Annotated in this window: 16 protein-coding genes; 13 read left to right on the top strand and 3 right to left on the bottom strand. The window is 66.4% G+C overall.

Going from position 1 to position 16,183, the window contains the following annotated elements; translation table 11 throughout:
• Positions 1–706 (bottom strand): YeiH family protein (locus D0901_RS08860; RefSeq protein WP_129139943.1); only part of this gene is annotated, 706 nt, incomplete at its 3' end.
• A gap of 113 nt (positions 707–819) precedes the next feature.
• Between D0901_RS08860 and D0901_RS08855 the strand changes: the two genes are divergently transcribed.
• The 3 genes from D0901_RS08855 to suyB all read left to right on the top strand — a co-directional run bounded on the left by D0901_RS08855 (position 820) and on the right by suyB (position 3,427).
• On the top strand, positions 820–1,710 hold the full coding sequence (locus tag D0901_RS08855; RefSeq protein WP_129139942.1) for a LysR substrate-binding domain-containing protein: 891 nt from the start codon (positions 820–822) through the stop codon (positions 1,708–1,710).
• A gap of 260 nt (positions 1,711–1,970) precedes the next feature.
• Positions 1,971–2,255: a (2R)-sulfolactate sulfo-lyase subunit alpha gene (gene suyA / locus D0901_RS08850; RefSeq protein WP_129139941.1), complete on the top strand. Its 285-nt coding sequence runs from the start codon at positions 1,971–1,973 to the stop codon at positions 2,253–2,255.
• 2 nt (positions 2,256–2,257) lie between these two features.
• Positions 2,258–3,427: a (2R)-sulfolactate sulfo-lyase subunit beta gene (gene suyB / locus D0901_RS08845; protein ID WP_129139940.1), complete on the top strand. Its 1,170-nt coding sequence runs from the start codon at positions 2,258–2,260 to the stop codon at positions 3,425–3,427.
• A gap of 45 nt (positions 3,428–3,472) precedes the next feature.
• Here the strand turns inward: suyB and D0901_RS08840 are convergent, their stop codons facing one another.
• Positions 3,473–4,504: a LacI family DNA-binding transcriptional regulator gene (locus D0901_RS08840; RefSeq protein WP_162500843.1), complete on the bottom strand. Its 1,032-nt coding sequence runs from the start codon at positions 4,502–4,504 to the stop codon at positions 3,473–3,475.
• A gap of 653 nt (positions 4,505–5,157) precedes the next feature.
• On the opposite strand from D0901_RS08840, the gene D0901_RS08835 reads away from it, so the two are divergent.
• The 7 genes from D0901_RS08835 (at position 5,158) to D0901_RS08805 (ending at position 11,772) form a co-directional block, all read left to right on the top strand.
• Entirely contained in the window at positions 5,158–5,361 is a 204-nt protein-coding gene (locus D0901_RS08835; protein ID WP_129139938.1) for a hypothetical protein, read from the top strand.
• Between the two features lie 64 nt (positions 5,362–5,425).
• The gene (locus D0901_RS08830) at positions 5,426–6,610 is read left to right on the top strand and encodes a TRAP transporter substrate-binding protein (RefSeq protein WP_129139937.1); all 1,185 of its coding nucleotides are present in this window, start codon (positions 5,426–5,428) and stop codon (positions 6,608–6,610) included.
• Positions 6,582–7,148 (top strand): TRAP transporter small permease, encoded by a 567-nt coding sequence (locus tag D0901_RS08825; RefSeq protein ID WP_129139936.1) that lies wholly within the window; start codon positions 6,582–6,584, stop codon positions 7,146–7,148. Before D0901_RS08830 ends, D0901_RS08825 begins: the two co-directional genes overlap by 29 nt.
• A gap of 11 nt (positions 7,149–7,159) precedes the next feature.
• Positions 7,160–8,467 carry a TRAP transporter large permease gene (locus tag D0901_RS08820; protein WP_129139935.1) on the top strand — a complete coding sequence of 436 codons (1,308 nt, stop codon included), beginning with the start codon at positions 7,160–7,162 and terminating at the stop codon, positions 8,465–8,467.
• Between the two features lie 166 nt (positions 8,468–8,633).
• Positions 8,634–9,947 (top strand): histidinol dehydrogenase, encoded by a 1,314-nt coding sequence (gene hisD / locus D0901_RS08815; protein ID WP_129139934.1) that lies wholly within the window; start codon positions 8,634–8,636, stop codon positions 9,945–9,947.
• Position 9,948: 1 nt separating this feature from the next.
• Positions 9,949–10,710 carry an SDR family NAD(P)-dependent oxidoreductase gene (locus tag D0901_RS08810; protein ID WP_129139933.1) on the top strand — a complete coding sequence of 254 codons (762 nt, stop codon included), beginning with the start codon at positions 9,949–9,951 and terminating at the stop codon, positions 10,708–10,710.
• 75 nt (positions 10,711–10,785) lie between these two features.
• Positions 10,786–11,772 (top strand): alcohol dehydrogenase catalytic domain-containing protein, encoded by a 987-nt coding sequence (locus tag D0901_RS08805; RefSeq protein ID WP_129139932.1) that lies wholly within the window; start codon positions 10,786–10,788, stop codon positions 11,770–11,772.
• 58 nt (positions 11,773–11,830) lie between these two features.
• Here the strand turns inward: D0901_RS08805 and D0901_RS08800 are convergent, their stop codons facing one another.
• Complete coding sequence (locus D0901_RS08800) at positions 11,831–12,556, bottom strand: GntR family transcriptional regulator (RefSeq protein WP_233440384.1); 726 nt, start codon at positions 12,554–12,556, stop codon at positions 11,831–11,833.
• 570 nt (positions 12,557–13,126) lie between these two features.
• Here D0901_RS08800 and D0901_RS08795 point away from each other — a divergent pair.
• The 3 genes from D0901_RS08795 to D0901_RS21060 are packed head-to-tail and all read left to right on the top strand — an operon-like array spanning position 13,127 to position 16,150.
• Positions 13,127–14,110 (top strand): tripartite tricarboxylate transporter substrate binding protein, encoded by a 984-nt coding sequence (locus tag D0901_RS08795; protein ID WP_129139930.1) that lies wholly within the window; start codon positions 13,127–13,129, stop codon positions 14,108–14,110.
• Positions 14,111–14,166: 56 nt separating this feature from the next.
• Positions 14,167–15,678, top strand: coding sequence for a tripartite tricarboxylate transporter permease (locus D0901_RS08790; RefSeq protein ID WP_129139929.1), 1,512 nt, complete (start codon positions 14,167–14,169; stop codon positions 15,676–15,678).
• Positions 15,668–16,150, top strand: coding sequence for a tripartite tricarboxylate transporter TctB family protein (locus tag D0901_RS21060; protein WP_129139928.1), 483 nt, complete (start codon positions 15,668–15,670; stop codon positions 16,148–16,150). The genes D0901_RS08790 and D0901_RS21060 overlap by 11 nt, the downstream gene beginning before the upstream one ends.
• The last annotated feature ends 33 nt before the right edge of the window (positions 16,151–16,183 follow it).

Genomic DNA, 16,183 nt, shown 5'->3' with positions numbered 1-16,183 from the left:
CCTGCCGGCGGATCCACCACTGGCCGACCACCAGCAGGAAGGGGACGAGCAGCATCACCCGCACCAGCTTGACGATCACCGCGTTGGCCAGCGCCTGCGGGCCCACCGCATCGCCGGCGGCGACCACTTGTGCCACTTCGTGGACGGTGGCGCCGATGTAGATGCCGAAGAGCCCTTCGTCCATGCCGGTGAGCGGGTAGAGCAGCGGGTAGACCAGCATCGCCAGCGAGCCGAACAGCACCACCGTCGCCACGGCCATGGACGTGGCGGCGGGCTTCGAACGGATCGTGGTCTCGGTCGCCAGCACCGCGGCGGCGCCGCAGATCGCGCTGCCGGCGCTGGTCAGCAGGGCGGTCTCGCGGTCGAGCCCCAGCAGGCGCGTGCCTACCCAGTAGCCGACGATCAGCACACTGCAGATCACCAGGGTGTCGAGCAGGATCACCTTGGGACCGAGGCCGAGGATCTGCTGCAGCGTCAGCGACAGGCCGAACAGCACGATGCCGCCGCGCAGCAGCCGGCGGGTGGCGAACTGAAGGCCGGCACGGGCTCGCGGCTGATGGCCGACGACGGGCAGGTTGCCGACCACCAGGCCCAGCAGCAGCGAGAAGACCAGCGGACTGACACCGCTTTCACGAATGCCCGGCAGGTGGGCCAGGGTGAAGCCCCCCAGGGTCAGACCGGCACAGAGTATCAATCCCTGCCACATGAGACGTTCTCCGATGGTTGGCGATGACGCCGTGGACGTGTCCCGTTAGGCTAATCAGGAATAGATTTATGTGTTATTGGGTAATAACGAAATGACAGTTAAGTAAAACCGATATGTCGAGTCATGTGACCTTCCGCCAACTGCAGGTATTCGTCGCCGTAATCCGCGGCGGTGCCGTGAGTGCGGCCGCCCGTCAGCTCAGCCTTTCCCAGTCGGCGACCAGCCAGGCGCTGGGCGATCTGGAGCGTCAGCTCGGCGTGGTGCTCTTCGAACGCCTGGGCCGTCGTCTCGAACTCAACGATGCCGGCCGCCGGCTCATGCCCTATGCCGAAAAGGTCCTCAACGGCCTCGACGAACTGATCGATGCCGCCCGGGAACCCGAGGGGGAGCTGCGCGGCACGCTGCACGTCGCCGCCAGCGCGACGATCGGCACCTATCTGCTGCCGATGCTCGCCGGGCGTTTCATCGAGCGGCATCCGGCGGCGGACCTGCAGTTGCGGCTACGCAATACCGAGGAGGTGATGCGTGACATTCAGCGTTTCGACGCCGACCTGGGCTTCATCGAGGGTCAGTGCAGCGAATCGCGACTGGTCAGCGAGGTATGGCGCCAGGACGAGATGGTGGTGGTGGCCGCGCCGCAGTACCCGTTGGCGCGCCGCGAAGGCCTCAGCGTCGAGGACCTGCAGGCGGCACAGTGGATCCTGCGCGAACCGGGCTCGGGAACGCGCTCGATCTTCGAGGCGGCGATCCATCCCCATGTCGAACGCATCCGGGTGCGCATGGAACTCGAGCAGCACGAGGCGATCAAGCAGGCGGTGCGTGCCGGCTTCGGCCTCGGCTGCCTGTCGCGGCTGAGCGTGGCCGGCGAACTCGAGCGCGGTGAGCTGGTCGCCCTGGATAGCCCGTTGCAACTCACCCGCTCCTTCTCGCTGGTCTGGCATCCGGAGCGCTACCGCAGTCCGTTGTGGCAGGCGTTCAAGGTCTTCTTGCGCGAGTCCGACTAGCGACGCCGGCCCCCGCGTTTCTCCTCGCTATTTTCCGCCTCTTTTTCGCTCCACGCGCCGCGCCGACGGTTGCGCGCTCTGCCTGTCATGCCGCGCTCAGGCTGGCCGGTGAGTCCGACGGTGTCGTCATGCCGCCGCGTGTAGGGCGACGTTTTCGTGCTTGACGGTCATATATACTATGTCATATACATGAGTTGTCGGGCCGACGAGCACTCGGCAGCGACGACGACAATCAACGCGATCCACGCGAGGAGAGGCGCATGAGCATCGATTTCGTGGTCCACGACGCCGACGACGCGGTCGGCGTGGTGGTGGTGGAAGGGGTCCAGGCCGGTCAGACGCTGACCGGCTGGGTGATGGACCAGGACAAGACGTTGCAGTTCGAGGTCAAGGACGCGATTCCCATCGGGCACAAGCTGGCGATCCGCGATCTCGCCGAGGGCGAGGCGGTGATCAAGTACAGCGTCGATATCGGCCGGGTGGTGCAGTCGATTCGCCAGGGCGAACACGTCCACGTTCACAACGTCAAGACCAAGAGGTGGTAAGCATGGAACTCAAGGGACGCACCTTCCTCGGCTATCGTCGGGACAACGGCCGGGTCGGCATCCGCAACCACGTGATCGTGCTGCCGGTGGACGACATCTCCAACGCCGCGGCGGAAGCGGTGGCCAACAACATCAAGGGCACGCTGGCGCTGCCGCACCCCTACGGTCGGCTGCAGTTCGGCGCCGATCTCGACCTGCACTTCCGGACCCTGATCGGCACCGGCTGCAACCCCAACGTCGCCGCGGTGATCGTGATCGGCATCGAGCCCGGGTGGACCGGCAAGGTGGTCGACGGCATCCGCGCCACCGGCAAGCCCGTGGAAGGCTTCTGGATCGAACAGAACGGGGACCACAACACCATCGCCAACGCCTCGCGCAAGGCCCGCGAGTTCGTGCAGTACGCCAGCGAGCTGCAGCGTGAGCCCTGCGACGTCAGCGAGCTGTGGGTCTCCACCAAGTGCGGCGAATCCGACACCACCTCCGGTTGCGGTGCCAATCCCACCGTCGGCGAAGCCTTCGACCAGCTCTACGAACAGGGCTGCACGCTGGTATTCGGCGAGACCTCCGAGCTGACCGGCGGCGAGCACCTGGTGGCCGCGCGCTGCGCCAACGATACGGTGCGCGAGCAGTTCCAGGCGATGTTCGATCGTTACAGCGCGATGATCGATCGCCACAAGACCAGCGATCTCTCCGAGTCGCAGCCCACCAAGGGCAACATCGAGGGCGGTCTGACCACCATCGAGGAAAAGGCGCTGGGCAACATCCAGAAGATCGGCAAGCGCTGCCGGGTGGACGGGGTGCTCGACAAGGCCGAGACGCCCACCGGGCCCGGATTGTGGTTCATGGATTCCTCGTCGGCGGCGGCGGAGATGGTCACGCTGTGCGCGGCCTCGGGCTACGTGGCGCATTTCTTCCCCACCGGGCAGGGCAACGTGATCGGCAACCCGATCCTGCCGGTGATCAAGCTCTGTGCCAACCCGCGCACGGTGCGCACGATGGGCGAGCACATCGACGTCGACGTGTCGGGGGTGCTGCGCCGCGAGATCAACCTGCCTGAGGCGGGGGATCAACTGCTGGAAATGCTGCTGCGCACGGCCAACGGCCGGCACACCAGCGCCGAGGCGCTGGGGCATCGGGAGTTCGTGTTCACGCGGCTCTACGAGAGCGCCTGACCCGGCAAGCAGGCGTTCTCGCGTGCGAGGCGCCCGGGTGGCGCATCAGCCGGTGGCGTGGGGCGGCGGGGCCGTGGAATCGCGCAGCACCACGCGCGCCTCGAGGACCTGACGATGTCGGGTCGTCTGCCCGAGAATGCGCGCCACCAGAGCATCGGCCACCCGGCGACCGACCTCGTCGGCCGGGGTGGTGACGGTGGTCAGTGCCGGCTGCATGAAGCGCGACTGAGTCAGGTCGTCGAAACCGGTCACCGAGAGTTGCCCGGGAATGGCGATCCCGGCTCGCTGGGCGGCGAACACCGTGCCGAAGGCCAGCACGTCGTTGCCGCAGAGGATGGCGGTGGGGCGCGGCGTCAGCCGCATCAGCTCGGCGAATGCCGAAGCCCCTTCCTCGATGCCGTAGTCGACGGTGACGACATGATCGTCGGGCAGCGTCAGGCCGGCCGTCTCGATGGCCTGACGAAAGCCCTGCAGGCGGGCCCGGGCTCGATCGTTGCCCTCGACGGGGGCGGTGATTACCGCGATGCGGCGATGCCCCAGCTCGATGAGGTGCTCGGCGAGTCGACGGGCCGGCGCCGCGTTGTCGAAGCCGATACTCGGCCAGTCGGGGTCCTCCTGGCTGTGCCAGCAGGAGAGGTAGGGAAGCTCGTGTTGCTGGAACAGTTGCAGCGCCGCGGGCAGGTGGTCGTGACCGATCACCACCGCGCCGTCGATGCCCTGCTGGATCAGCGTGCGCAGCGACTCGACCTCCTCGGCGAGACTGTAACGGTAGGTGGCGATCAGCAGCCGGTAGTCGTATTGCTTGAGACGCCGCTCGAGGCTGTCGATCATCGCGCTGAAGACCGGGTTGTCGAGGGTCGGGACCAGGGCGCCGATCGCGCCGATGCGTCGCGAGGCCAGGGCCCTGGCGGTGCCGTGGGGCACGTAGCCGAGCCGGTCGACCGCCGCCTCGACCTTGTGGCGCAGCCGGTCGCTGACATGCGGTGCACCGTTGAGCACGCGGGAGACCGACGCCGTGGAGACCCCGGCTTCGCGGGCGACGTCCTCGAGCAGTGTGCGTTTGACATCCCTGTTCATGGGGCGACTCATGAGGGTTTCCGTCAGCGTATCACCGGGTCGTCTCACGACCCAGCCACCGATTCGCCGGCTGTGGTCCAGGTCGTACCGACAGGTTATCGGATCTTGGCTGGCACCGGCCTGTATCGTGGTTCGGCCACCCAATTCGGCGGCTGTGACCAAGGTCGTACTGACAGGTTGTCGGACCTTGGCTGGCACCGGCCTGTCTCGTGGTTCAGCCACCGATTCGGCGGCTGTGACCAAGGTCGTACTGACAGGTTGTCGGACCTTGGCTGGCACCGACCTGTCTCGTGGTTCGGCCACCCAATTCGGCGGCTGTGACCAAGGTCGTACTGACAGGTTATCGAACATTGGCTAGCTTGAGTCCAACCCGATTGTAAGCGCTTACAATTTTGCCGGCAAATCAGCGAAGCGCTTGTCACGGAGGAAGGCCCGGAAGAGGGCGACGACTAAGCTCTGTCTGAAAAGTCGGCGAGCGATGGCCAGACAAGGCAAAAAATGACGAAAAAGCGCAGTTTACAGGCCGTAAATGAGCATTTTGAGTCAATTTTTAACGCCGTATGGGCGAGCGCAGACATTTTTCAGACAAAGCGTAGGCAGCACCAGGATCGAGGCGTCAGGGACGACAATCACAACCGGCACGGGAGACAACCATGCCAACGACGCATGTCGATGCAAGAAGGCGATGGGGACGCGGACTGGTCACGCTTTCCGCGCTGCTGCTGGCGATCTTCATCGCACGGGTGGCGTTCGAGAGCCGGGGGATCGCGCTGTTCACGCTATCGCCCGCGGCCGAAGCGACACTGCTCGTCGCCACGGTCGCCTGCTTCATCACGGGCTGCATTCGGCTCGAGTGAGCGGAGGCCAGGCCCGATTCAGGACTCAGCCGAGATCACGACACAACAAGACAGGAGTTCCAGCATGCTACGCCACGCCAAGAAGCTCAGCCGTCACGCCGTGGCCGACGGCGAACCACAACGTCCCGAGCGCCGCCACTTCTTCAACATGGTGGGTCGCTATGGTTTCACCACGGCGCTGATCGGTGCCCTGGGCGGCTCGCTGTTCTCGGAGTCGGCGATGGCCGCGATCTCCCGCGAGGAGGAAGAGCGCGAGAAGGCGGCGGACACGGTGCTGGTCATGGCGACCGGTTACCGTCTCGGCGCCTCGCGGGCCTATCCCATCATGCAGCTCAACTTCAAGGAGAACCTGCAGAACTTCAGCCGCGGCAAGCTCTACGTGCGGTTGCAACCCGGCGGTCAGCTGGGGGCCGGTGGCGCCCTGATCACCAAGGTGCAGAACGGCACCATCGCCATGGCCCAGCATTCGATCTCGAATCTCTCGGCGTTCGCGCCCGAGGTCGACCTGATTAACATCCCCTACTGGTGCGGTGCCAACCAGCACCTGGTCAATCTGGTGACCTCGCCGGTCTGGAAGGACGTGGTTCACGGCAAGGTCGAGGATCGCGGCTTCAAGGTGCTCAGCTACATCTGCATCGACCCGCGGACCGTGGCCGTGCGCCAGGGGCTGCTCGATCACCCGGTACGCACGCCGGACGATATCCGCGGCATCAAGTTCCGTGTGCCCTCGTCGCAGATCCTCCAGAAGGTCTATCGGCTGGCCGGCGCCAACCCCACGCCGGTGGCCTGGGGCGAAACCTCCTCGGCGATGAAGCAGGGCGTCGCGGATGCCCTCGATCCCAGCGTCGAAGCCCTCTACGTGTTCGGTTTCACCGACGTGCTGGCATCGATCTCGACGATCCAGTCGGTGCCCGACGCCCAGGTCTACACCTGCAACAAGGACTGGTTCGACGCGCGCCCGGCCGACGTTCAGGACGCGATCATGCAGGCCTCGGACGTGACGTTCCGCGAGAATCTCGCCAAGGTTCCCGCGGCGCGTGCCTACGCCTACTACGAGATGCGCCATGCCGGCATCGACATCTACTCGCCGACGGACGACGAGATCGCGCAGTGGAAGGCCAAGTGCGGCCATCAACTGGCGACCTGGAACGATCTCAAGACCCAGCTGGCGGGCTCGCTGGACAAGTTCAACGAGCTGCTGGCCGCGACGGAGGTGTCGAATGGCTACTACGTCGACAGCAACGCCTGAGGCCGGGGCGCGGCAACGCCACTGGTACGATCGGCTGGCCGCCTTCGACCGCAAGGCGGAACGCTGGATCCTGCTGACCTTCTACGCCCTGATCATCGCCACCGTGGCGATCGAGGTTCTGCGGCGTTTCCTGCTCGACTACTCCTCGGTGTGGGGCGAGGAGTTGTCGCGCTATGCCTTCATCTACCTGGCCTGGATCGCCGCCGGCGCGGCGGTCCGGGATCGCGCCCACATCCGTATCGACGTGCTGGTCAATCTGGGCGGGCCGCGCATCCAGCGGTTGGCCTGGTGGCTGGCCGACATTGCCACCCTGACACTCGCCGTGTGGGCGCTGTGGCTCTCGTTGTCGCCGGTCATGACCTCGCTGCAGTACGGCTCGGTGACCCCGGGGCTGCGCGTGTCGCAGGCGATCTTCCTGGCGGCGATCCCGCTGGGCTTTCTGGTGGTGGCGGGACGCGTCGTGCAATCGATGGCAGCCGATGTCGGGCGGATGCGCCGCGGCCTGCCGGCGTTCGACGGCAACCGGCTGTTCGACTGAGGAGGTGATGCATGGAATTCCTGGCTGCCCAACAGGCCGTCTCGTCCCTCGACTGGACCTTCTATCTGCCCTGTTCCCTGCTCGTCTTGATGATCGTGCTCGGGGTACCGGTGTGGGTCTCGATCGGACTGGGCGCACTGGGCATGTTGACGCTCACCGAGACGCTGCCGCTGTCGGTGTTCGGCGAGGCGCTGTTCGACGGCATCAATGCCTTCGCGCTGATCGCGGTGCCGCTGTTCATCCTCACCGGCGATGCGCTGGTGCGCTCGGGGCTCTCCGACAAGCTGCTCGATGTCGCCGAGGCCACGGTCGGCGGGCTGCGCACCGGGCTGGGCAACTCGACCACCCTGGGCTGCGGGTTCTTCGCCTGCATCTCGGGGTCCGATGCCGCCGGGGCGGCGGCGGTGGGGCGGATGACCATCCATCGCCTCGTCGAGCGTGGTTACCCCTTGCCCGCCGCCTGTGCGCTGGTGGCGTCGGGGGCCTGCACCGGCATCCTGATCCCGCCCTCGATCGCCTATATCGTCATGGGGCTGGTGCTGGGCATGTCGGCCTCCACGCTGTTCCTGGCGGCGGCCATCCCCGGGGTGATGGTGATGGTCTCGGTAATGTTCACCAACATGCTGCTCAACCGGCGTTACGGGTACGAGTCGGACAAGGCCCGCTTCTCGTGGCGGTGTTGGCTGACCACCGTGTGGGGCGCGCGCTGGGCGCTGTTCGTGCCGGTGGTGATCCTCGGCGGTATCTACTCGGGGGTCTTCACGCCCACCGAGGCGGCCGCCGTCGCCGTGGTGGTGGTGGTGATCATCGGCCTGCTGCAGAAGCGGCTGGTGCTGGGTGACATTCCGCGCATGCTGGAGTCCTCGGCGCGGGTCTGCGGGGTGATCGTGCCGATCATCGCGGTGTCGCTGCCGCTGGCCCAGACGCTGGCCAGCCTCGACATCCCGCAGACCATGGTCGGGGCGGTGAGCGATTTCACCGACTCGCCGACCCTGATCATCCTGCTGATGATCGGCATTCTGGTGCTGGCGGGGTGCGTGATGGAGACCACGCCCAACATCGTGATTCTCTCGCCATTGCTGCTGCCGCTGGCCCACCAGGCGGGCATGAACGACTTCCACTTCGCCATCCTGATGGTGACGACGCTGGGGCTGGGCTTCATCACGCCGCCCCTGGGGCTGAACCTGTTCGTCGTCTCCGGCCTGACGCGCTGCTCGGTACTGGCGGTGGCCCGGCATGCCGTGCCGTTCGTCATCGGCATGCTGGCGGTGGTGCTGCTGGTGGCATTCGTGCCCTGGTTGTCGACCTGGGCACTCTAAGCTCTGTCCAGGCGATGCCTGAGACGATGAACCGGCATTGACAAGAGATTTGATGTACGACGAATTGTAAGCGCTTACAAAAGCGCTATGTCTCGCTATCCAAGACGTCGTGATACGGCCCTCACAGAGGGCACCACGGCAACGACACGCAAGAAGGAGAACGGCAATGGCTATCGATTACTACAAGAAAGCGGAGAAGAACGCCTCGACGGGGTATGACCAGACCCAGGAGACGGTGTCGCGGATGCTGGCCGAGATCGAGGCCGAGGGCGAGGCCAAGGCCAGGGAGTACTGCCGGAAACTCGACGGCTGGGAAGGCGACGTGGTGGTTACCCGCGAGCAGATCGAGGCGGCGAAGGTCAAAGTCCCGGAGCAGCTCAAGGCGGATATCCAGTTCGCCCACGAACGGGTCTCGCGCTTCGCCGCGGCACAGCGCGACAGCATCCGCGAGTTCGAGACCGAACTTTCGCCGGGGCTGTTCGCCGGGCAGAAGCTGATCCCCATGGAGACCGCCGGCTGCTACGTGCCGGGCGGGCGCTACGCGCACATCGCCTCGGCGATCATGAGCGTGGCGACGGCCAGGACGGCGGGCGTCAAGAACGTCATCGCCTGCTCGGTGCCGCGTGACGAGAACGGCATCCATCCGGCGATTCTCTATGCCATGGATCTGGCCGGCGCCGATACCATCCTGCAGATGGGCGGCGTGCAGGGTATCGCCTCGATGGCCTTCGGGCTGTTCACCGGCAAGCCCGCCGACATCCTGGTGGGCCCGGGCAACCGCTTCGTCGCCGAGGCCAAGCGGCAACTGTTCGGCCGTTGCGGCATCGACATGTTCGCCGGGCCCACCGAGATCGGCATCATCGCCGATGACACGGCGGACCCGCATATCGTCGCCACCGATCTGGTCGGCCAGGCCGAACACGGCCCGGATTCGCCGGCCTGGCTGTTCACCACCTCGCGTGCGCTGGCCGAGGCGGTCAGCGAGCGGATCCCCGGCTTGATCGCGGATCTGCCCGAGACCCAGTCCCGGGCCGCCGATGCCGCCTGGCGCGATTACGGCGAGATCGTGATCTGCGACAGCCGCGAGGAAGTGGTCGAGGTCAGCGACCGTTACGCCTCCGAGCACCTCGAGCTGCAGGTCGAGGATCTGGACTGGTGGGTGGCGCAATTGACCAGCTACGGATCGCTGTTCGTCGGCGAGGAGACCACGGTGGCCTTCGGCGACAAGTGTTCCGGGACCAACCACATCCTGCCCACCAAGGGGGCGGCCCGGTACACCGGCGGCCTGTGTGCCGAGAAGTTTCTCAAGATCGTCACCTACCAGCGCCAGTCCCGGGAGGCGACGCGCAGTGTCGCCGCGGCGACGGCACGGCTGTCGCGCTGCGAAGGCATGGAAGGGCACGCGCGCAGCGGTGACGTGCGTCTGGCCAAGTACTACCCGGACGAGACCTTCGATCTGGTCATCGCCGAGGAGATCTAGGATGACGCCCTGCTTCGATCTCGACGGTCAGGTAGCGCTGGTCACCGGCGGCAGCAGCGGCCTGGGACGCAGCATGGCGCTGGCCCTGGCGGCTGCGGGGGCGGCGGTGGTGGTCGCGGCGCGGCGCCGCGCCGCGCTCGATGACACGGTGGCGTGCATCGAGCGCCAGGGCGGGCGGGGGGCCGCCCTGGTCGCCGACCTGGCCGACGCCGCGTCGCTGGAGACGGTAGCCAGCCAGGCCGCCGGGCCGTTCGGCGCGGTATCGATCCTGGTCAATGCCGCCGGCGTCAATCTGCGTCAGCCCATCGACGACGTCGATCTGGCCAGCTGGAACCTGACCCTGCAACTGCACCTGGGCACGCCGTTCTTTCTCGCCCGGGCGCTGGTGCCCGGCATGCGCGAGCGCGGTTACGGGCGGATCATCAATCTGGCCTCGCTGCAGTCATTGCGCGCCTTTCCCGACAGCGCGCCCTATGGCGCCGGCAAGGGCGGCATCGTCCAGTTGACCCGGGCGATGGCCGAGGCCTGGTCGCGGGACGGCATCAACGCCAACGCCATCGCGCCGGGCTTCTTCCCCACCGAGCTGACCGCCACGCTGTTCGACGATCCGGCCAGGGCCCGGGAACTGGCGGCGCGCACGGCGATCGGCCGCAACGGCAACGCCGAGGACATCGCCGGACCCACGGTCTTTCTCGCCTCGCCGGCCTCGGCCTACGTGACCGGGCAGACGCTGTTCGTGGATGGCGGCTTCACCGCGCGTTGAGGAACGCATGGTCAAGCGCCCGATGGTGCCTGGCTTGAAGGGATGACAGGTAGGTCATTATTGGAGGAATTCAGAATGCAAGCGCTTTTCTATACCGGCCCCGAGCAGATGGAGCTTCGCGACATCGAACTGGCGCCGCTGGCCGCCGGCGAGTCGCGGGTGAGGGTGCTGGCGACGGGCATCTGCGGGTCCGACCTGCACGCCTATCACGGCCACGATCCGCGCCGGGTGCCGCCGATGATCCTCGGCCACGAGGCAGCCGGGGAAGTCATCGAGGGCGCGCTCGCCGGCAAACGGGTGACGATGAACCCGCTGGTGATCTGCGGTCATTGCGACTATTGCCTGGCGGGGCGACAGAACCTGTGCAGCAATCGCACCATGCTGGGCATGAACCGTCCGGGGACCTTCGCCGAGAGCGTGGTGGTCCCCGATCAGTGCCTGATCGAACTGCCCGATGGCCTGTCGCCGGTAGCGGCGGCGCTGACCGAGCCGGCCGCCACCGCGCTGCATGCCATCAACCGCCTGGCGCGCAGTCTGGCGCGACCGCTCGCGGAAGCCCGAGTCCTGGTGATCGGAGCCGGTGCCGTGGGGCTACTGACGGGGTTGATGCTGCGCCAGCGCGGCGTGCGCCGCCTGACGCTGGCCGATACCAATCCGCTGCGCCGCGCGACCGCCGAGCAGGCCGGGCTGACGGTGATCGATCCACGGCGAACGCCGGTGGAGGCCGACAGCGTCGAGGCCGTCTTCGACTGCGTGGGGGCGGCGGCGACGCGAACGATGGCCGTGCAGACCACGCGCCCCGGAGGCTCGCTGATGCATCTGGGGTTGCAGGACAACGACGGGGCGTTCGACATGCGCGCCGTCACCCTCAAGGAACTCATCGTGCTGGGCGCCTATACCTATACGCCCAGCGATCTGCGCGCCACGGTCGACCTGCTGGCCTCGGGGGCGCTGGGGCCTCTCGACTGGGTCGAGACGCGCGGGCTGGATGGCGGTGCCGCGGCCTTCGCCGAGCTGGTCGCCGGACAGAGCGCCGCGGCCAAGATCGTGCTCACGCCCTGAGTCGTCAGTGGCCGCCCGGCTAGCCGGGCGGCCGTCACCTCGGCGGCCTTCTCGGCGATCAGAGACGGCTGGTGTAGCAGTAGTCGCCGGTGGCCAGGCGCGAGACGCGCAGCTCGATGGGCGCGTCCTGATAGTCCCGGGCCACGCGACGAATCTCGATCAGCGGCTCGCCGAGCGCAACACCCAGGTGATCGGCATCCTGCGCGTCGGCGCGCACGGCGACGAGTTGTTCGTCGGCATGCGCGACGGTGGCGCCATACTGATGCTGATAGAGCTGGTAGAGGGTGTTGGGCAGCACGTCCGGCTGCGTCTCTAGCGCGGCGAAGGTCGTGGCGTCGAGCACGATATCCTCGAGCAGCGTCGGGTTGCCGGCCAGTTCGCGAACCCGCCGGATATGGATCACCTCCGCTCCGGGTGGCAGATCCAGCGCGTCACGTTCGGCGGCGGTGGCCGGGCGACGCCGGCGGCTCAGTACCCGTGAGACCGGCAGACTGCGTTCGCCGTCGTGACGCACGACGTTGAAGAAACGAAACAGGGCGCGATCGGCATCGTGGGTGGCCACGGCCGTGCCCTTGCCCTGGCGGCGGACCACCACGTTGTCGCTGACCAGCTCGTCGAGCGCCTTGCGCAGCGTGCCGACGCTGACGTTGTAGCTCGCGGCCAGTGCCGCCTCGCTGGGGATGAAGGTCCCCGGCGGCCACTCACCCGACGCAATCCGTTCCAGAAGCAAGTCCTTGATCTGTTTGTACAGCGGCTGAAATGTCGGGCCTTTCGGCGCGGTCATGGAGGCGGCGTCCCTGTTGGTGAGCGGTGATGCGACGGGGTCATCGGGCGAATTATACCGAGGGACGCGCATGTCGGCATCTCCTTGACTGTTATATATACTATGTCATATACATGACTTGGTGGCGAGGCACTCGTCCCTGCACCTGACGACTCGTGGCAGGTCCGCGTGATCGACAAGTCGATCCAGCCCGGGGTCAAGCGCTGCGCGAGCCCGCGCACCCTGGCCGAGCCCATCGACGTCGAGGTGTCGGGGGCTACGCCGGGAGAACAATCTGCCGGAGACGGAGCGTCAGTTGCTGAGAATGCCGCAGCACACGGCCGATGGGCGGCACATCAGTGCCGAGGCGCCGGGGCATCGGGAGTGCGTCTTCACGCGGCGCCACGCGAGCGCCTGAGACCAAAGACGGGTGTCGCCTCGCGATCGCCGAGTGCTAATACACGAGGGACCGCGCACCGGCACGCCCGACAACGACAAAGCAATGATGCGTCACGTGGTGGTACGTGGCATGTCGGGAGCCCTCGGGCTCCCGGGAACCGAAGCACAATAACAGCAACATCGGAGACGATCATGCGCCAGATACGTTTCAAGACCCTGAAAGCGGCAGCCCTCGTCGGCGGTCTGCTCAGTGCGGCCACGCTCGCCGGTCCCGCTGCGGCGGCCGGTGCCGAGGACTTCCCCGATCACAACATCCAGTACATCATCCCCTTCGGCCCGGGCGGCGAATCGGACATCAGCGCCCGGTTGCAGCAGAAATACTTCCAGGACCTCACCGGTCAGCAACTGATCATTCAGTACATGGCCGGTGGCGGCGGAGCGGTGGGCTGGTCGCAGCTCAACGAGATGGACGGCGACGGTTACACCATCATGGGGACCAACCTGCCACACATCATCCTCAAGCCAATGGGCAAGGACCCGGGCTTCAAGACCGCGGATCTCAAGAACTTCTACTATTTCCACTATTCCCCCGATGCGCTGATCGTCAGGAACGACAGTCCCTACAAGACGCTCGACGACCTGATCGCCGCCGCCAAGGAGAAGCCGGGCAGCATCACCGTCTCGGGCAGCGGCACCCAGTCCGCCAACGACATCGCCAATCGGCGCTTCGAGTCGCTGGCCGACGTCAAGACCACCTATATCCCCTTCAAGGGCACCGGCGCGGCGGTGACGGCGCTGCTCGGCGGTCAGGTGCAGGCCGAGTGGGGCTACACCACCACCGCGGCCAACCACAAGGACAAGGTGCGCATGCTGGCCGTGTCCGCCGACAACCGCCACCCGCTGTTCCCCGACGTGCCGACCTTCAAGGAACTGGGCTACGACATGACCGGTGGGGCCTATCGCGGCATGGCGGTGCCCAAGGACACCCCGGACGACGTGACCCAGAAGCTGTCCGGGATCTTTCAGCAGATCAACCAGAACCCGGAGTTCCGCCAGAAGATGCAGAACCTGGGCTTCGTGCTGATCGACGTGCCGTACATGAAGATGGCCGACTTCATGGCCAAGCGGCGTGCCGAGTACGAGAAGGTGGCACGCGAGATGGGCATCATCGAGTGAGTTGAGCGGCGTTCCATGGGCCCCGGCCTCGGGGCCCCTTCGCGAGGGAGAAGTGCATGGACACCCTGAGTTTCATGGCCGCCGCCCTGTCTCCGGTCAATCTGATGCTGGCGATCGTCGGAGTCGCCGCCGGCATTCTCATCGGCGCGCTGCCCGGGCTGTCGGCGACCATGGCGGTGGCGGTGCTGGTGCCGGTGACCTTCGGCATGGCGCCGGAGGCGGCGCTGATCATGCTGGGGGCGATCTATACCGGGGCCATCTACGGCGGCTCCTACGCGGCGATCCTGGTCAACACGCCGGGCACGCCCTCGGCGATCGCCACCACCTTCGATGGCTATCCCATGGCCAAGCGGGGCGACGGCGACCTGGCGGTCACGCTCTCCACGCTGTCATCGATGGTCGGTGGGCTGGTCGGGGCACTGGCCCTGCTGACCCTGGCGCCGCTGCTGGCGCAGATCGCCCTGAAGTTCGGCCCGGTGGAATATTTCTGGCTGGCGATCTTCGGCCTGACCCTGATCTCGGCGCTGTCGGAAGGTTCGACCCTCAAGGGCTTCATCGGCGCCGGGCTGGGGCTTTTGCTGTCCACGGTCGGGGTGTCGGTGATCGGTGCCGACATCCGCTATGCGTTCGGCTCGCAATTCCTGCTCGGCGGGGTGGAGACCATCTCGGCGCTGATCGGGCTGTATTGCGTGCCGGTGCTCATCGACCTGGTCGCCACCCCCAGCGCGCATCTGGAACCGCCCGAGAAAGGGCGGGGGATTCGCTTTGCCGAGGGGCTGTCGCTGATGTGGCGCGGCAAGTTCAATAGCCTGCGCAGTGCGATCATCGGCACGGCAGTGGCGATCCTGCCCGGTGCCGGCGGCTCGATCGCCAGTCTGGTCTCCTATTCGGAGGCGCGGCGCACCTCGAAGCACAGCGAGAACTTCGGCAAGGGCGAGCCGGATGGCGTGATCGCCACCGAAACCGCCAACAACGCCACCGTCGGTGGCGGCTTCATTCCCACCTTCGTGCTGGGGATCCCCGGCACGCCGCCCGACGCGGTGATTCTCGGTGCGCTGCTGGTCCAGGGCTTTCGCACCGGGCCGGAAATGTTCACCACCAACGTCGGCGTCACCTACACCTTCATCGGCGGGCTGTTCATCGCCACCCTGTTGATGCTGCCCATCGGTCTGCTGATCGGGCGCTACGCCTTCAAGTCGATCGTCAGCATTCCCAAGGCGCTGCTGGTGCCGAGCATCGCCTTCATGACCATCATCGGTACCTACGCGATCCGCAACAATCCCTTCGACGTGGTGGTGATGGTCGTGCTGGGCGTGATTGGCTGGGTGCTGTCGCGCTATGGCGTGAAACCCTCGCCGATCGTGCTGGGGCTGATCCTGGGGCCGATCGCCGAGCAGGGCTTCGTCCAGGGGTATCTGATGGGCAACGCCTCCGGCTCGGTGGTCAATGCCTTCTTCGGCCGGCCCCTGTCGCTGGCGATCATCGCGATGGTCCTGCTCTCGGTGCTGTTCCCGCTGTGGCGCGCCTGGCGCAGCCGTACCCCCAAGGAGACCGCCAATGGCCACTGACCCCCAGACAGCGACGCTCGATGCGCGCCGTTCCGATCGCCTCCTGGCGCTGGTGATGATTGTCATCGCCACCGGAGCGATCGTGTTCAGTCGTGACATGTCGATCATGGCCAGCGTCTTTCCGCGAACCATCGCCGTGCTGCTGCTGGTGTTCAGTGTCGCGTTGCTGATCAAGAGTGTCGTCGCGCATCCCCGGCGGGCCCGCCCCGAGGCCGGCAGCGTCGCTCGGCGTCTCGGCCTGATCGCCGTCATGCTCATCTGGAGCCTGTCGCTCAAGTGGCTGGGATTTCTCGTCGCCAGCGTCGCCAGCGCGGCGCTGCTGGCCGCGCACGCCCATTACCACGCCTGGACGGCGCGACGGCTGGGCGGCTACGCGGTGGCGCTGGGGCTGATCATCGGCGGCTTCTACATCCTGTTCGCCATCGTGCTCAACGTGCCGTTGCCGGCGGGGCTCCTGTGGCGTCACTTCTAGTTTTCGCACCCTGATCAACAAAGGGCTACCCGA

Origin of the sequence: Modicisalibacter coralii, from assembly GCF_004117855.1 — a bacterium.
Taxonomy (GTDB): Bacteria; Pseudomonadota; Gammaproteobacteria; order Pseudomonadales; family Halomonadaceae; genus Modicisalibacter; species Modicisalibacter coralii.
The sequence above is the reverse complement of the archived record's forward strand: the minus strand, read 5'-3'. Positions and strand labels throughout refer to the sequence as shown.

What these genes read in the sequence shown, in the direction of transcription:
- suyB (WP_129139940.1), top strand. Translation starts at nt 2,258, where the DNA reads ATGGAACTCAAGGGACGCACCTTCCTCGGCTATCGTCGGGACAACGGC.
- D0901_RS21060 (WP_129139928.1), top strand. Translation starts at nt 15,668, where the DNA reads ATGGCCACTGACCCCCAGACAGCGACGCTCGATGCGCGCCGTTCCGAT.
- D0901_RS08855 (WP_129139942.1), top strand. Translation starts at nt 820, where the DNA reads ATGTCGAGTCATGTGACCTTCCGCCAACTGCAGGTATTCGTCGCCGTA.
- D0901_RS08825 (WP_129139936.1), top strand. Translation starts at nt 6,582, where the DNA reads ATGGCTACTACGTCGACAGCAACGCCTGAGGCCGGGGCGCGGCAACGC.
- D0901_RS08820 (WP_129139935.1), top strand. Translation starts at nt 7,160, where the DNA reads ATGGAATTCCTGGCTGCCCAACAGGCCGTCTCGTCCCTCGACTGGACC.
- D0901_RS08810 (WP_129139933.1), top strand. Translation starts at nt 9,949, where the DNA reads ATGACGCCCTGCTTCGATCTCGACGGTCAGGTAGCGCTGGTCACCGGC.
- D0901_RS08790 (WP_129139929.1), top strand. Translation starts at nt 14,167, where the DNA reads ATGGACACCCTGAGTTTCATGGCCGCCGCCCTGTCTCCGGTCAATCTG.
- hisD (WP_129139934.1), top strand. Translation starts at nt 8,634, where the DNA reads ATGGCTATCGATTACTACAAGAAAGCGGAGAAGAACGCCTCGACGGGG.
- D0901_RS08795 (WP_129139930.1), top strand. Translation starts at nt 13,127, where the DNA reads ATGCGCCAGATACGTTTCAAGACCCTGAAAGCGGCAGCCCTCGTCGGC.
- D0901_RS08830 (WP_129139937.1), top strand. Translation starts at nt 5,426, where the DNA reads ATGCTACGCCACGCCAAGAAGCTCAGCCGTCACGCCGTGGCCGACGGC.
- suyA (WP_129139941.1), top strand. Translation starts at nt 1,971, where the DNA reads ATGAGCATCGATTTCGTGGTCCACGACGCCGACGACGCGGTCGGCGTG.
- D0901_RS08805 (WP_129139932.1), top strand. Translation starts at nt 10,786, where the DNA reads ATGCAAGCGCTTTTCTATACCGGCCCCGAGCAGATGGAGCTTCGCGAC.
- D0901_RS08835 (WP_129139938.1), top strand. Translation starts at nt 5,158, where the DNA reads ATGCCAACGACGCATGTCGATGCAAGAAGGCGATGGGGACGCGGACTG.
- D0901_RS08800 (WP_233440384.1), bottom strand. Translation starts at nt 12,556, where the DNA reads ATGACCGCGCCGAAAGGCCCGACATTTCAGCCGCTGTACAAACAGATC.
- D0901_RS08840 (WP_162500843.1), bottom strand. Translation starts at nt 4,504, where the DNA reads ATGAACAGGGATGTCAAACGCACACTGCTCGAGGACGTCGCCCGCGAA.